This is a genomic window from Leclercia sp. UBA2479 (assembly GCF_002341985.1).
Classification (GTDB): domain Bacteria; phylum Pseudomonadota; class Gammaproteobacteria; order Enterobacterales; family Enterobacteriaceae; genus Enterobacter; species Enterobacter pneumoniae.
The window spans coordinates 351518-366188 of record NZ_DDPB01000013.1 but is presented as its reverse complement, the minus strand read 5'-3'; the positions used below and the strand labels follow the sequence as shown (position 1 = coordinate 366188).

General features: G+C 52.6%; 14 protein-coding genes. 6 read left to right on the top strand and 8 right to left on the bottom strand.

Annotated elements, in window-relative coordinates; genetic code table 11:
• Positions 1-41: 41 nt before the first annotated feature.
• Positions 42-1601 (bottom strand): EAL domain-containing protein, encoded by a 1560-nt coding sequence (locus B3B59_RS19590; RefSeq protein ID WP_286809791.1) that lies wholly within the window; start codon positions 1599-1601, stop codon positions 42-44.
• A gap of 219 nt (positions 1602-1820) precedes the next feature.
• On the opposite strand from B3B59_RS19590, the gene B3B59_RS19585 reads away from it, so the two are divergent.
• On the top strand, positions 1821-2081 hold the full coding sequence (locus B3B59_RS19585; RefSeq protein WP_040076878.1) for a type B 50S ribosomal protein L31: 261 nt from the start codon (positions 1821-1823) through the stop codon (positions 2079-2081).
• 2 nt (positions 2082-2083) lie between these two features.
• On the top strand, positions 2084-2224 hold the full coding sequence (gene ykgO / locus B3B59_RS19580) for a type B 50S ribosomal protein L36 (protein WP_003859006.1): 141 nt from the start codon (positions 2084-2086) through the stop codon (positions 2222-2224).
• A 71-nt stretch (positions 2225-2295) separates the two neighbouring features.
• Here ykgO and B3B59_RS19575 read toward each other — a convergent pair whose 3' ends face one another.
• The 5 genes from B3B59_RS19575 to acrA all read right to left on the bottom strand — a co-directional run bounded on the left by B3B59_RS19575 (position 2296) and on the right by acrA (position 8500).
• Positions 2296-2760 carry a YlaC family protein gene (locus B3B59_RS19575; protein ID WP_040076876.1) on the bottom strand — a complete coding sequence of 155 codons (465 nt, stop codon included), beginning with the start codon at positions 2758-2760 and terminating at the stop codon, positions 2296-2298.
• A gap of 275 nt (positions 2761-3035) precedes the next feature.
• Positions 3036-3254: an HHA domain-containing protein gene (locus B3B59_RS19570; RefSeq protein WP_040076875.1), complete on the bottom strand. Its 219-nt coding sequence runs from the start codon at positions 3252-3254 to the stop codon at positions 3036-3038.
• 8 nt (positions 3255-3262) lie between these two features.
• Positions 3263-3655: an Hha toxicity modulator TomB gene (gene tomB, locus B3B59_RS19565; protein WP_046884434.1), complete on the bottom strand. Its 393-nt coding sequence runs from the start codon at positions 3653-3655 to the stop codon at positions 3263-3265.
• A gap of 491 nt (positions 3656-4146) precedes the next feature.
• The gene (acrB, locus tag B3B59_RS19560) at positions 4147-7284 is read right to left on the bottom strand and encodes a multidrug efflux RND transporter permease subunit AcrB (protein ID WP_040076873.1); all 3138 of its coding nucleotides are present in this window, start codon (positions 7282-7284) and stop codon (positions 4147-4149) included.
• A gap of 22 nt (positions 7285-7306) precedes the next feature.
• Entirely contained in the window at positions 7307-8500 is a 1194-nt protein-coding gene (gene acrA, locus B3B59_RS19555) for a multidrug efflux RND transporter periplasmic adaptor subunit AcrA (protein WP_046884433.1), read from the bottom strand.
• 142 nt (positions 8501-8642) lie between these two features.
• Here acrA and acrR point away from each other — a divergent pair, with 142 nt between their 5' ends.
• Together acrR and mscK are read left to right on the top strand one after the other, a co-directional pair.
• Positions 8643-9296, top strand: a complete 654-nt coding sequence (gene acrR / locus B3B59_RS19550; RefSeq protein ID WP_286809788.1) for a multidrug efflux transporter transcriptional repressor AcrR — start codon at positions 8643-8645, stop codon at positions 9294-9296.
• Positions 9297-9408: 112 nt separating this feature from the next.
• A complete protein-coding gene (mscK, locus tag B3B59_RS19545; protein ID WP_286809787.1) occupies positions 9409-12762 on the top strand; it encodes a mechanosensitive channel MscK in 3354 nt (1117 codons plus the stop codon).
• Between the two features lie 3 nt (positions 12763-12765).
• Here mscK and rsmS read toward each other — a convergent pair whose 3' ends face one another.
• Together rsmS and priC are read right to left on the bottom strand one after the other, a co-directional pair.
• Complete coding sequence (rsmS, locus tag B3B59_RS19540; RefSeq protein WP_046884430.1) at positions 12766-12927, bottom strand: pleiotropic regulatory protein RsmS; 162 nt, start codon at positions 12925-12927, stop codon at positions 12766-12768.
• A 12-nt stretch (positions 12928-12939) separates the two neighbouring features.
• Positions 12940-13467 (bottom strand): primosomal replication protein N'', encoded by a 528-nt coding sequence (gene priC / locus B3B59_RS19535; RefSeq protein ID WP_286809786.1) that lies wholly within the window; start codon positions 13465-13467, stop codon positions 12940-12942.
• Positions 13468-13517: 50 nt separating this feature from the next.
• Between priC and B3B59_RS19530 the strand changes: the two genes are divergently transcribed.
• Positions 13518-13895: a DUF454 family protein gene (locus B3B59_RS19530; RefSeq protein ID WP_040076868.1), complete on the top strand. Its 378-nt coding sequence runs from the start codon at positions 13518-13520 to the stop codon at positions 13893-13895.
• 152 nt (positions 13896-14047) lie between these two features.
• The gene (apt, locus tag B3B59_RS19525; RefSeq protein WP_286809784.1) at positions 14048-14599 is read left to right on the top strand and encodes an adenine phosphoribosyltransferase; all 552 of its coding nucleotides are present in this window, start codon (positions 14048-14050) and stop codon (positions 14597-14599) included.
• The last annotated feature ends 72 nt before the right edge of the window (positions 14600-14671 follow it).

Sequence of the window (14671 nt, the reverse complement as noted above, 5' to 3'; positions counted from 1 at the left end):
CCTGTCGCCCGGCACCCGCCGGGCTTTCTGTCAGGTTCGAATTACTCGGGATCCAGGTTGTGTTCGGCCCAGGTGATAAAGGCCTCCTTCGGTAGTGCCTTGCTGTACAGCCAACCCTGGCCATATTGCACACCGTGGCGACGCAACCACTCCAGCTGGCCTTCGGTTTCTACCCCTTCTGCCACCATGGCCAGTTTCAATGACTTCGCCATTTCAATGATATGGGGCGTCACGTTTTTATACTCCAGCGCATCAACGAAAGATTTATCGATCTTGAGCGTGTCTACGTCCAGATCCTGCAAATAGCTGAGGCTGGAGTAACCTGTTCCGAAATCATCAATATAGATCGCGTGGCCGGCACGGCGAAAACCCGCAATGGCGGGGGCGCTGACGGCAGGGTCGGCAAATCCCCGCTCGGTGAGCTCCAGCGCTATTTGCGCAGGCGGGATCTGCCACTGGTTCAGTAAGCGGCTTAATAGTGCAGGCAGCGATCGGCAAAGCAGATCGGCGGGAGCCAGATTGATAGAGACATGCAGGTGCGGATGCTGGTGTAGCCACTCACCCAGATCCTCAAAGACCTGCTCAATGATCAACGCCGTCAGATTTGTGATAAGACCGGTCTGTTCCGCCAGCGGGACAAAAATGTCCGGCGAAAGATAGCTCTTATCTTGCTGCGGCCAGCGGGCAAGTGCTTCTGCACCGATGATGCGACCGCTACTGAGTTCAACGATGGGCTGATAGTGCACAACGATCTCGCGGGCGTTAATGGCATCCAGCAGGCGATGCCGGGGAGATTGCAGACGCTTTAAAATTCTCAACACGAACCCGGTCGTTAACACGCTAAGCAAGATACCAAAAGGGAGCCAAAAATAGAGCTGATTGAGCCAGTTTTCTTGTAGCGGGCGCAGGGAGGACCATGTCACGATTGCGATACCGAGGTCGGGTACGTTGTGAATGTTATAGAGGGTACCGTCGTACTGCAGATGATTATCTTCGGCTTGCTGAAGCCGATTCAGAAGAGATATCTCGAGATGGCTACTGCTCGCGAAGACGATATTGCGGCGTAATCCAACCAGCGCAACCTCAATGGGCCAGGAGCCGAAGGGGAGAACATCGATGAGCGATGCCGGATCCATCATCACGATATAATTGTGCGTGCCAAGCGCCGCCATATAACGGTCAACGCCGATATCGTTTTGTGCGGTAAGCCAGGCGCGATAGCCGTCCGGGGTTATCCGCATTGCCCGGGGAAAAGGCTGCCCGTGGCTGGTACGTTCCAGCGATGAGCAGAGCGGTTTCAGGTTATCGACGTAAATCACTTCCTGCAGATAGCGATGAGAGAAAGAGACCCGACGCATTTCCAGCGCATGCTCTGGGCCACAGATCGGCCCCTTAAACTGCTGCATGTGCATCAGAGCGGATTTTCCCTGTTCCAGTACCCGATTCGTACGAAGCAGTATGCGGGACGCGTAATTATCCAGGTCTGTATAAAACTTCTCTTCGGCATGGCGGTGAGCGAGCCATACGCTCAGGCCCAGCGGTGCAAGCACGGCAAGAATCAGTACGCAGGTCACCAGCTTGACCAGGTGTCGGGTTGTCATGCTCCAGTTTCCTTTTTGCCACGCCAGTACCTGTGGCGCGCAAGCGAATGACGGAATAGAGAGAGTGGCTTAATAATAGTGTTATAGCACGCGGCTGACGTTGATTTCATTCAGCACAATCACGCTGTGAAAAGAGAGCGAAGGTTGAAGGCGGTTGTTTTTATCATCTGCCTCAGATAAGCTAATTGTTATGTTATAACAAAACATGACGAGATAAAGATGAAACAGAATATTCACCCCCACTACCGTACTGTCGTGTTTCACGACACCAGCGCCAATGCGTTCTTCAAAGTCGGCTCAACCATTAAAACCGATCGTGAAATCGAGCTCGACGGGCAGACATGGCCCTATGTGACCATCGAGGTATCGTCGCAATCGCATCCGTTTTATACCGGCAAACAGAAATCGTTCTCCAACGAGGGCAGCACAGCGCGTTTCCGTCAGCGCTTTGGCCGTTTTATCGATGTTAAAAGAGGTTAAACATGCAGGTTCTGAACTCATTACGCAGTGCAAAACAGCGCCACCCTGATTGTCAGATCGTAAAGCGTAAAGGGCGACTTTATGTTATCTGCAAATCAAACCCGCGCTTTAAGGCGGTGCAGGGGCGTAAAAAGAGACGTTAAGCGTAGCGTCTGTTTATCGGATAAGGGCTGCTTGCTGCCGACGGGATGTCGGCGGCAAGTCAGGCGCAACATCAGGCAGGCGTGCGGGAGAGGGTAAACACGTCGTAGAAAGAGAGCTCGCCTTTGGTGGCGATCATTTTTTGCAGCTTAGCTTTTTGTTCTTCTTCGACCTGCGGTGAGTGCAGGATATCGTCGATCAGCTGGCCCGGCACATAGCGGGTGTTGTACCACTCCCCGTTGTAGCACACGCGGAAATCAAGCACATCGATATCTTCATAGCGGTAGCGGGGATTCACATCGAAGAAAAAGAATGCGTTAAAGACGATAAACAGAATCACCAACAACCACACGGATCCCACCAGAGTCTCCGACTGTAACATCACCACCAATGTCGCCAGCCAGGCGGCGTACATGGCAACGAATAACCCAGGGTGTTTACGAATAAAGCTGATGCTAAAACGCGGCTTGTTGTCGCGCTTTTCACGCGCGTTGAGATCGTCGATGGTTTCGGTGAGCAGGCGCTGTATTTCGGTCATCTTCTGCCTTTAAAAGTCGGTACACACAGGGGAACCTGTACATTTTAAGTGACCCTATTGTTCGAAAAAAGTAACAGTTTCACCGCGAAAAAACATAACAGTTGCAGTGGCGTGGACGGTGGTCAACATTAAAGGGCGGCTTAAGGCGAAGCAGGGTATCCCGGGGCGATGAGTTTCGCCCGCACGTGCCGGAAGCGGCGAACCGCCATAGTGACATAAAATCGAGAAGTTAACGACAAACGGGGTTTCGCTGTCTCATTAAATCAGGCAAATGATTAACGTACAAATTTCCACACAGATGTAGGGATTTTATCGTACAGCTTATTCATCGTCAGTTCTGCAAGGCGATGATCGGCCGCTGAATAAAATACCGCCAGCTCATTATCCGAAAGCTCATATTTATTTTTTTCAATAACGCGCTCCAGCGTATCAATTGACTGACAACGTCGCAGACGCATCAAATAATCTGTTTTAGTTAATGGTTTTTCAGACATAAATCCACCTAATTGTTTGTAATAGTTTTAACATACGAGCCTAAAGGATTTGCTCTGCTTGCATTCACAAAACAGCGAAAGAGGCGATTGCCAGATTTACGCCATTTCTGCAAATCTTGTGAGTTAATGCCATAGCTACTGAACAGCATAAATGTATCGTCCAGGTACTCGTCAATTTGCTCGATCAACTTATTATCTTCGTTGTACTTAATTTTATAATTAAGAGCGAAGGTCGCTATATGTTCAATGAGCTCGTTTAACTGCAAATTGATGGCAGAGGTTGGGTCATTAACCCAGCCATGGTTGCTGTCATCAAGGTTGGCGAGGCAATCATGGTACAAGGATTCACAGAGAAATTTCAACTGCGCAATATCATGCCTTTTTGGAGAGTATTCGTCCATAGCGCATCCCCTTCTGAGTGATTTTTTACTCACCGAACATCGATTTCGGGATGGATACAACTTACTAAAAACCTTTCAAACGGCGCTTTTTCCTCTTCTCTTTAACTATAAGACACTCTGATTCGGATTTCACCGCGCTATTACGAAAAATTACAATTACGCAGCGCGAACGCAGGATGTCGCCATCTAATCGGATGAGTTAAAGGGAAAATTATCTTACATCTATGGCAATCATGATGTTACTGGCGAACCCAGTATGGAAACAGACATAACTTAAGAACATTAAGGGCAATCGCCAGGAATAATCTTATTATAGTGGGGCCTTTCCATAAATTTGAGAATTTATGTAAAAGATTTCGTTTAAATATGATATGCCCTCAGAGAATGGCATTAAATAAATAATTCGCAATAAGCGTATTTTATGATTTTCATTAGAGATAAAAAAGGCCGCAAATGCGGCCTTTTTATCGAGTGAAACCGGTATCGGTCACTTAAACCGGGTGGTTATGCTCAATATCGTCGTTCTTACGGCTGAAGCGGCGACGTACCACCACGAAGAACACCGGAACGAAGAAGATAGCCAGAATGGTTGCAGTAACCATCCCACCCATTACGCCCGTCCCTACGGCGTTCTGCGCACCGGAGCCTGCGCCAGAACTGATAACCAGCGGCATAACCCCGAGGATAAATGCCAGGGAGGTCATCAGGATTGGACGCAGACGCATACGTACCGCTTCCAGAGTCGCTTCAATCAGCCCTTTGCCCTCTTTATCCATCAGATCTTTGGCGAATTCGACGATAAGTATCGCGTTCTTCGCCGACAAGCCAATGGTTGTCAGCAGGCCCACCTGGAAGTATACGTCGTTGTTCAAACTGCGGAAGGTTGCGGCAAGTAGCGCACCGATAACCCCCAGTGGGACAACGAGCATGACCGAGAACGGAATGGACCAGCTCTCGTACAGTGCAGCCAGACAGAGGAAGACCACAATCAGCGAGATGGCATACAGGGCAGGGGCCTGGTTACCGGAGAGGCGTTCCTGATAGGACATCCCCGTCCAGTCGTAACCGATACCCGCAGGCAGTTTACTTGCCAGCTCTTCCATCATGTCCATGGCTTCACCGGTACTTCTGCCTGGTGCTGCCTGACCGAGGATTTCCATCGACGGCAGACCGTTATAACGCTCCAGACGTGGCGAACCATATTCCCAGTGGGAAGTGGAGAAGGCAGAGAACGGTACCATCTGGCCATTGCTACCACGCACGTACCAGTTGTTGATGTCGTTCGGCAACATACGGTATTCCGCTTCGGACATCACGTACACTTTCTTCACACGACCACGGTCGATGAAGTCGTTAACGTAGCTACCGCCCCAGGCTGCGCCCAGAGTTGTATTGATGTCGCTGATAGACACGCCCAGGGCTTGTGCTTTTTCCTGGTCAATATCGATCTTGTACTGCGGAGTATCTTCCAGGCCGTTAGGACGCACGCCTACCAGAAGGTCTGGGTGTTTCGCGACTTCGCCGAACAGCTGGTTACGCGCCTGAGTCAGTTTGTCATGGCCCAGGTTACCCTGGTCAATCAGCTGGAAGTCGAAGCCGGTTGCCGTACCCAGATCCACAATCGCTGGCAGGTTGAAGGCGAAGACCATCGCATCTTTAATCTGCGAGAAGGTGCCCATCGCACGGCCAGTAATGGCTTCGACCTTGTTCTCATCGCCCGGACGGTCAGCCCAGTCTTTCAGAGAGACGAAGGCGATACCGGTGTTCTGACCACGACCCGCAAAGCCGAAGCCGTTTACCGCAAACACGGATTCAACGTTGGCTTTCTCTTTGGTGAGGTAGTAATCCGTAACCTCATCCAGCACTTTCTGGGTACGTTCTTGCGTGGCACCCGCAGGCAACTGCGCCATGGTCAGGAACACGCCCTGGTCTTCTTCTGGCAGGAACGAACTTGGCAGACGAACGAACAGGTAGGCCATACCGACCACAATAATGATATAGAGCAGCAGATAACGACCGGTGCTGCGCAGAATGTTACCTACGCTATCGGTGTAGTGGTGCGTGCTCTTATCGAACATGCGGTTAAACCAACCGAAGAAGCCTTTATGCTCGCCGTGTCCACCTTTCTGAATCGGTTTCAGCATGGTGGCACAAAGCGCTGGCGTCAGGATTAACGCCACCAGCACCGACAGCGCCATCGCTGACACGATAGTGATAGAGAACTGACGGTAAATGGCACCGGTCGAACCGCCAAAGAAGGCCATCGGGATAAATACAGCGGACAGTACCATCGCGATACCGACCAGTGCGCCCTGGATCTGGCCCATTGATTTACGCGTGGCTTCTTTCGGCGGAAGGCCCTCTTCGGACATCACGCGCTCAACGTTCTCAACCACCACGATGGCGTCATCCACCAACAGGCCGATGGCAAGTACCATCCCGAACATCGTTAACGTGTTTATCGAGAAGCCGAAGGCTGACAGTATCGCAAAGGTACCCAGCAGTACGACCGGAACGGCGATGGTTGGAATCAGCGTCGCACGGAAGTTCTGCAGGAACAGATACATCACCAGGAACACCAGGATGATCGCCTCGACCAGGGTTTTCACAACTTCGTGAATCGAGATCTTAACGAACGGGGTGGTGTCGTATGGATAAACAATTTTCAGGCCAGACGGAAAGAACGGTTCCATTTTCTTCAGTTCTTCACGGATGGCAGTCGCAGTATCAAGGGCGTTCGCACCGGTCGCCAGTTTAATACCCAGACCGGATGCCGGCTGGCCGTTAAACTTAGCAATGACGTCGTAGTTCTCGCCGCCCAGTTCAACCTTCGCCACATCGCGCAGGCGAACCTGAGAACCGTCCTGGTTCACTTTCAGCAGAATTTTGCTGAACTCATCGGCAGAGGTCAGACGCGTTTGCGCGATGATTGAGGCGTTCAGTTGCTGGCCTTTCACCGGCGGTGTACCGCCTAACTGACCGGCTGCAACCTGGGCGTTCTGCGCTTTAATCGCGTTGATTACGTCAACCGGCGTCAACTGGAAGTTGTTCAGTTTATTCGGATCCATCCAGATGCGCATCGCGTACTGGGAACCGAACAGCTGTACGTCACCCACACCCGAAGTACGGCTGATGGCGTCCTTCATGTTGGCGCCCACGTAGTCGGAGATATCCTCCTGGGTCATGGTGCCGTTGGTGTTGATTACGCCGACAACCATCAGGAAGCTACTGGACGATTTCTCGACGCTCACGCCCTGCTGTTGTACTTCCTGCGGCAGCAGTGGCATCGCCAGCTGCAGTTTGTTCTGCACCTGTACCTGCGCGATATCCGCATCGGTACCGGATTCGAAGGTCAGGGTGATCTGAACCGTACCGGTGGAGTCAGAGTTGGAGGACATGTACATCAGGTTATCGATACCGTTCATGTTCTGTTCGATAACCTGCGTTACGGTGTCCTGCACCGTTTTCGCATCAGCCCCTGGGTAGGTTGCGGAGACCGTCACCGCCGGCGGCGCAATCGTTGGATATTGCGCGACAGGCAGCTTCAGGATCGCAAGTCCCCCAGCTAGCATGATAATTATGGCGATCACCCATGCGAATATGGGGCGATCGATAAAGAAATTAGGCATGTCTTAACGGCTCCTGTTTAAGTTAAGACTTGGACTGATCTGACTGGCCAGCGGCCGAAGCTTGTTGTTTATCGTCAGAGGCAACTTCCTGCGCTTTAACTTGTGCGCCTGGACGTACTTTCTGCAAGCCGGTCACAATGACGCGATCGCCATCTTTCAGACCTTTCGTTACCAGCCATTTATCACCAATTGCCTGAGTGGCAGTGATGTTGCGGGTTTCGACTTTATCTTCTGCGCCAACAACCAGTACGCTCGCATCACCGCGCGGTGTACGAGTGACACCCTGCTGAGGTACCAGCAGCGCTGTTGGGTTTGTCCCTTCTTCCAGGTTCGCACGCACGAACATACCTGGCAGCAGCGTATGGTTCGGGTTCGGGAAGATGGCACGCAGGGTAATAGAGCCTGTGGTCTGGTCAACGGTGACGTCTGAGAATTCCAGCGTTCCCGCTTCAGGGAATTTAATGCCATCGCTGGTCACCAGTTCCACTTTCGCTTTGCCGTTCTCTTGTTTCAGCGTGCCGTTTTCCAGCTCTTGCTTCAGGCGCAGGAAATCGTTGCTGGATTGGGTGACGTCCACATAAATCGGGTCGAGCTGTTGCACGGTGGCCAGCGCGGTGGTTTGACCGTTCTGCACCAACGCCCCTTCGGTGACGGACGATTTACCGATACGGCCGCTGATAGGTGAGGTGACCTTAGTATAGGCCAGGTTAATACGTGCAGTCTCAACGGCGGCTTTTGCCGCGACAACCGCCGCACTCGCCTGCTGGGCATCTGCCAGAGCGCTATCATATTCTTGTTGGCTAATGTACTGGGTACCCAACAGTTTCTGATAACGGTTAACCGTCAGCTGTGCGATCTTCGCCGCTGCCTGTGCTTTGGCCAGATCGCCTTTCGCGCTTTCGTAAGAGGCCTGATAGGTTGCTGGATCAATCTGATACAGAGAGTCACCCGCTTTAACATCGCCACCTTCGGTGAAATTACGTTTCAGGATAATGCCATTCACCTGAGGACGAACTTCCGCAATACGGTAAGCGCTGGTACGACCGGGCAATTCAGTGGTTATCTGAAGAGGTTCAGTTTTGAGCGTCACAACGCCAACTTCTGGCATCTGTTGCGCTCCTTGTTGAGCCTGTTTGTCGTCACATCCTGTAAGCGCTAAGCTGCCTGAGAGCATCAGAACGACCGCCAGAGGCGTTAACCCTCTGTTTTTGTTCATATGTAAACCTCGAGTGTCCGATTTCAAATTGATCAATGGATCAAACGTCCACAAACCCATTGCTGCGTTTATATTATCGTCGTGCTATGGTACATACATTCATAAATGTATGTAAATCTGACTCCTGTTAATTCACCAAGGTATGGCACGAAAAACCAAACAACAAGCACTTGAGACGCGACAACACATTCTTGATGTTGCTATGCGCTTGTTCTCGCAACAGGGTGTCTCTTCCACCTCGCTGGCGCAGATTGCGCAAGCGGCGGGCGTGACACGGGGCGCGATTTACTGGCATTTCAAAAATAAGTCAGATTTATTCGGTGAAATTTGGGAGCTTTCAGAATCCAGTATTGGCGATCTTGAGACTGAGTATCGGGCAAAATTCCCTGACGATCCACTGTCCGTTCTCAGAGAAATTCTGGTCTATGTTCTTGAGGCGACAGTTAATGAAGAGCGTCGCCGATTAATGATGGAAATTATCTTTCATAAATGTGAATTTGTCGGCGAAATGGCCGTTGTGCAACAAGCGCAGCGACGCCTTTGCCTTGAGAGCTACGATCGTATAGAACAGTCACTTGTGCACTGTATTAATGCGAAAATGCTCCCCGCCAATTTACTTACCCGCCGTGCCGCAATTCTGATGCGCAGTTATATCTCCGGCATAATGGAGAACTGGCTCTTTGCCCCCCAGTCGTTCGATTTAAAACGCGAAGCGAGGGACTATGTAGAGATTCTGCTGGAGATGTACCAGCTCTGCCCCACGCTGCGATCCAGTCCCGACCTCTTATCCGCCTGAGTAGCCAGGAATTTTCCTGGTCGAAAGCGTTGGCGCTATTCCGCTTCCGGTTGCCGTGATATTCTTCACGCCTAACCAATTTGGCCATCCATTGCACAGCATACCAACCACTATGTCGCACTTCACTCGCAGGCAAAATCCGTTTTTTGCTTTGGTTTTGTTCATACTGTTCTTCTTTATAACTTCACACACGGCGTTTGCCCGAGCCGCTAATGGCACCGACACGCCAACCCGGGCAGATCTGCAAAGCCAACTGGATGCGTTAAGTAAGCAGAAAGACCTTTCGCCGCAAGATAAACTTGTTCAGCAAGACCTGACCGAGACGCTGGAAACGCTCGATAAAATCGAGCGTATTAAAGCCGAAACCACCCAGTTGCGTCAGAAAGTGCTTCAGGCACCTGAAAACATGCGTAAGGCGACCGAAGGGTTAAACGCCCTGAGTGATGTAGATAACGACGCTGAAACACGCAAAACTCTGGCGACGCTCTCTCTGCGCCAGCTTGAATCACGCGTGGCCCAACTGCTGGATGATCTGCAAACCGCCCAGAGCGATCTCTCGACGTACAATAGCCAACTGGTTTCACTGCAGACACAGCCAGAGCGCGTGCAGAACGCCATGTATACCGCCTCCCAGCAGCAGCAGGAGATCCGCAATCGTCTGAACGGCACGGCGGTGGGCGAAACCGCGTTACGACCGACCCAGCAGACTTTGCTGCTGGCACAGCAAACGCTATTGAACGCGCAAATCGACCAGCAACGTAAGAGCCTGGAAGGGAATACCATCCTGCAGGATACGTTGCAAAAACAACGTGATTACGTCAATGCCAACATCAACCGTCTGGAACACCAACTGCAACTGCTGCAGGAGGCGGTTAACAGTAAACGCCTGACCCTGACCGAGAAGACAGCACAAGAAGCCGTCACACCGGACGAGACCGCCCGTATACAGGAAAACCCGTTGGTGAAGCAGGAGCTGGAGGTGAACCATCAGCTCAGCCAGCGTTTGATCAACGCTACCGAAAACGGCAACGCCCTGGTTCAGCAGAACATCAAAGTTAAAAACTGGCTGGATCGCGCCCTGCAGTCGGAACGCAATATTAAAGAGCAGATTGCGGTTCTGAAGGGCAGTCTGCTGCTCTCCCGTATTCTCTACCAGCAACAGCAAACATTGCCTTCAGCCGATGAACTGGAGGATATGACCAACCGCATCGCTGACCTGCGTCTTGAACAGTTTGAGGTGAATCAGCAGCGCGATGCGCTCTTCCAGAGCGACAGTTTTGTCGCCAAAGTGGAAGAGGGGCATACCAGCGAAGTGAACGATGAAGTGCACGATGCGCTGCTGCAGGTAGTGGATATGCGCCGCGAGTTGCTTGATCAGTTGAACAAACAGCTGGGGAATCAACTGATGATGGCGATCAACCTGCAGATCAATCAGCAACAGCTGGTGAGCGTATCGAAGAGCCTGCAAGAGATCCTGACCCAGCAAATCTTCTGGGTGAATAGCAATAAACCCATGGACTGGGAGTGGATCAAATCCTTCCCCGCCACCCTGAAAGATCAGATCAAGGCGATGAAAATCACCGTGAACTGGGAAAAAGCATGGCCTGCCGCCGCGATTGCGTTTCTGGCCGGACTGCCGCTGTTGCTGATTGCGGGCCTGATTCGCTGGCGTCTAAACTGGCTTAAAAATTACCAGTCGAAGCTGGCGCATGAGGTCGGGCAGTTGCGTAACGATAGCCAGATGCACACGCCGAAAGCGATTCTGATTGATTTGCTACGTGCCTTGCCCATCTGCCTGGTGATTCTGGCGGTAGGGCTGATTCTGCTCACTATGCAGTTGAATATTAGCGATCTGCTGTGGGCCTTTAGTAAGAAACTGGCGCTGTTCTGGCTGGTCTTTGGCCTGTGCTGGAAGGTACTGGAAAAAGACGGCGTGGCGGTGTGCCACTTCAATATGCCGGAGAAACTGACCAGCCACTGGCGTCGTCAGATTGTTCGCATCAGCCTGGCGCTGCTGCCGCTGCACTTCTGGTCAGTAGTGGCGGAGCTTTCGCCATTACACCTGATGGATGATGTCTTAGGCCAGTTTGTGATTCTGTTCAACCTGCTGTTGATCGCCGTACTCATGTGGCCGATGTGCCGCGACAGTTGGCGCGATAAAGAGTCGCACACGATTCGCCTGGTCACGGTGACCATACTGTCGATCATCCCGCTGGCGTTAATGGTGCTGACCGCGACGGGCTATTTCTATACCACGCTGCGCCTCTCCGGGCGCTGGATTGAAACCGTCTATCTGGTCATCCTCTGGAATCTGCTCTACCAGACCGTGCTCCGCGGCCTGAGCGTTGCTGCGCGTCGTATTGCGTATCGCCGCGCACTGGCGCGCCGCCAGAACATGGTGAAAGAGGGGGCGGAAGGGGCCGAGCCGCAGGAAGAGCCGACCATCGCGCTGGAGCAGGTTAACCAGCAGACATTGCGTATTACTATGCTGGTGATGATCGCTCTGTTTGCCGTCCTGTTCTGGGCAATCTGGTCTGACTTAATCACCGTCTTTGCTTACCTCGATAGCATAACCCTGTGGCACTACAACGGTACCGAAGCGGGCGCGGCGGTGGTGAAAAATGTCACCCTGGGTAGCCTGCTCTTTGCGCTGGTCTCGTCGATGGTGGCCTGGGCGCTAATTCGCAACCTTCCGGGCCTGCTCGAGGTGCTGGTGCTCTCGCGCCTGAATATGCGCCAGGGGGCGTCGTACGCTATCACCACCATTCTCAATTATGTGATTCTGGTGGCGGGGGCGATGACCGTCTTCGGCTCGCTGGGGGTCTCCTGGGATAAACTCCAGTGGCTGGCAGCGGCCTTGTCGGTAGGTCTGGGTTTTGGTCTGCAGGAGATCTTCGGTAACTTCGTCTCCGGCCTGATTATTCTGTTCGAACGCCCGGTGCGCATTGGCGATACCGTGACCATCGGCACCTTCTCAGGCACCGTCAGTAAGATCCGTATTCGTGCTACGACCATTACCGATTTCGATCGCAAAGAGGTGATCATCCCGAATAAGGCCTTCGTGACTGAGCGTCTGATCAACTGGTCGCTCTCTGACACCATTACGCGCGTTGTGATTCGCCTCGGTGTCGCTTACGGTTCGGATCTCGATAAGGTGAAAAAAGTGCTGCTGAAAGCGGCGATGGATCATCCGAAAGTGATGCACGATCCCGAGCCATCGGTCTTCTTCACCACCTTCGGGCCAAGTACGCTCGATCATGAGCTGCGTTTATATGTCCGTGAGCTGCGTGACCGAAGCTACACCGTGGATGAGCTGAACCGCACGATTGATCGTCTGTGCCGTGAAAACGACATCAATATCGCCTTTAACCAGCTTGAAGTTCACCTGCGAAATGAGAAGGGTGAGGAGCATACGGAAGTTAAGCGCGACGTTAAGGGAGACGATCCTACCCCCGCGCAAGCATAAAACTTAACCCTCTCCCGCTCCGGGGGAGGGTAATTTCCCCTCAAAATCCCGCCTGACAATATCCAGCGCTTTCAATACCGTCTCGGCCGGGATGGCGTGGTTTTCCAGCAGCATAATTAAATCCACAGCCAGTTTGACTTCATCCGGTGCACTGTCGAGCGACATAGATCTCTCCTGTTATCGGGTTAATTGCGCGATGACGCGCTCAATTTCGTCCAGAGCCTGGCGACAGCGCAGCAGGCGTCCATCCAGTGCGGTGATTTCGCGCAGCAAACGCTGCTGCTCTTCCAGAGTTTGCGCCGCATTCAGGCGCGCTTCGCGATCGCGTTTCATGTCATGCAGACGGCGTTCAAACTCCTGATGTTCCAGCCGCTTACGTTGCCATTTCTCGCGGCCGTGGCCGGGGCTATCCCATGCTCTGAGCGGCCAGGCGGCAATTTCCCGGTGCAGGGCGGCTATCTGTTCTGCCAGGTGTTCAGCCAGCCAGGCCACCTGGGCGGTCTGCTCTTTTTCTACCGCATGACGGAGTTCATCCAGATTGTGCTGCGCCTCGGCCAGATAATCCTTCATCAGCGTGCTGCGGCTACGAAACAGTTGCCTGTCAAAACGCGGCTTGAGTGTGGCGTGCTGCATCAGCGGCCTGGCCTGCTCGTGCAGGGTCGCCAGCTGCTTTTGCAGCGTCTGTAAAAGCAAGGCTGTTTTCAATCCGCTCTCCAGTGGTACAGTAGCCATTCAGTTTGATAACGATTCGCATTATGCAGCGTACTATTCTAATCATCATTGGCTGGCTTGCGGTAGTGCTCGGCACCCTGGGTGTCGTATTACCTTTATTGCCGACGACCCCCTTTATCCTGCTGGCGGCCTGGTGTTTCGCCCGCTCGTCGCCTCGTTTTCACCACTGGCTGCTCTGGCGCTCGTGGTTTGGTGGCTATTTGCGCCACTGGCAGCAATACCATGCTATGCCGCCGGGCGCCAAACCCCGGGCCATCGCCGTGATACTTATTACGTTCGCCATTTCATTGTGGTTGGTGAAAATGATGTGGGTGCGGATCCTGTTGCTGGTGATATTGAGCTGCCTGCTGATATTTATGTGGCGGATCCCGGTGATTGACGAAAAGCAACAAAAGCAATAATGGTCTGCGATGGCAGTTGCAATTCTCGCGCGCAGCCAGTAAATTCGACCGTTTTCGAGCACAGGCACGCCTGGTTAAAGGATAAACAAACTCTCCTTTAGCCGTTTCGACGCGCGCCGTGAGTAACACCGTTTTTTATCAGGCATAAACTTATGACCGCAACTGCGCAGCAGCTTGAATTTCTCAAAAACAGTATCAAAAGTATCCAGGACTATCCAAAGCCTGGCATTCTTTTCCGCGACGTCACCAGCATGCTGGAAGACCCGAAAGCGTACGCCCTCAGCATTGAACTGCTGGGAGAGCGTTTTAAAGACGCCGGGATCACGAAAGTGGTTGGCACCGAAGCACGCGGTTTCCTGTTTGGCGCTCCGGTTGCGCTGGCGCTGGGCGTCGGTTTTGTGCCGGTACGTAAACCGCGTAAACTGCCGCGCGAAACCATTGCCGAAAGCTACGAGCTGGAATATGGCACCGATCAGCTGGAAATCCACGTGGATGCCATTAAACCGGGTGACAAAGTCCTGGTTGTGGACGATCTGCTGGCAACCGGCGGTACCATTGAAGCGACCGTGAAGCTGATCCGTCGCCTGGGTGGCGAAGTGACCGATGCTGCGTTCATCATCAACCTGTTCGATTTGGGTGGTGAGCAGCGCCTCGAAAAACAGGGCATCACCAGCTACAGCCTGGTGCCATTCCCGGGTCACTAATCCCTCTCCCACAACCTCGCCCATTGGGTGAGGTTGTGTTAGCATTACCTCCCTGTTTATCCACCTTCCAGC

What these genes read in the sequence shown, in the direction of transcription:
- B3B59_RS19590 (WP_286809791.1), bottom strand. Translation starts at nt 1,601, where the DNA reads ATGACAACCCGACACCTGGTCAAGCTGGTGACCTGCGTACTGATTCTT.
- B3B59_RS19585 (WP_040076878.1), top strand. Translation starts at nt 1,821, where the DNA reads ATGAAACAGAATATTCACCCCCACTACCGTACTGTCGTGTTTCACGAC.
- ykgO (WP_003859006.1), top strand. Translation starts at nt 2,084, where the DNA reads ATGCAGGTTCTGAACTCATTACGCAGTGCAAAACAGCGCCACCCTGAT.
- B3B59_RS19575 (WP_040076876.1), bottom strand. Translation starts at nt 2,760, where the DNA reads ATGACCGAAATACAGCGCCTGCTCACCGAAACCATCGACGATCTCAAC.
- B3B59_RS19570 (WP_040076875.1), bottom strand. Translation starts at nt 3,254, where the DNA reads ATGTCTGAAAAACCATTAACTAAAACAGATTATTTGATGCGTCTGCGA.
- tomB (WP_046884434.1), bottom strand. Translation starts at nt 3,655, where the DNA reads ATGGACGAATACTCTCCAAAAAGGCATGATATTGCGCAGTTGAAATTT.
- acrB (WP_040076873.1), bottom strand. Translation starts at nt 7,284, where the DNA reads ATGCCTAATTTCTTTATCGATCGCCCCATATTCGCATGGGTGATCGCC.
- acrA (WP_046884433.1), bottom strand. Translation starts at nt 8,500, where the DNA reads ATGAACAAAAACAGAGGGTTAACGCCTCTGGCGGTCGTTCTGATGCTC.
- acrR (WP_286809788.1), top strand. Translation starts at nt 8,643, where the DNA reads ATGGCACGAAAAACCAAACAACAAGCACTTGAGACGCGACAACACATT.
- mscK (WP_286809787.1), top strand. Translation starts at nt 9,409, where the DNA reads ATGTCGCACTTCACTCGCAGGCAAAATCCGTTTTTTGCTTTGGTTTTG.
- rsmS (WP_046884430.1), bottom strand. Translation starts at nt 12,927, where the DNA reads ATGTCGCTCGACAGTGCACCGGATGAAGTCAAACTGGCTGTGGATTTA.
- B3B59_RS19530 (WP_040076868.1), top strand. Translation starts at nt 13,518, where the DNA reads ATGCAGCGTACTATTCTAATCATCATTGGCTGGCTTGCGGTAGTGCTC.
- apt (WP_286809784.1), top strand. Translation starts at nt 14,048, where the DNA reads ATGACCGCAACTGCGCAGCAGCTTGAATTTCTCAAAAACAGTATCAAA.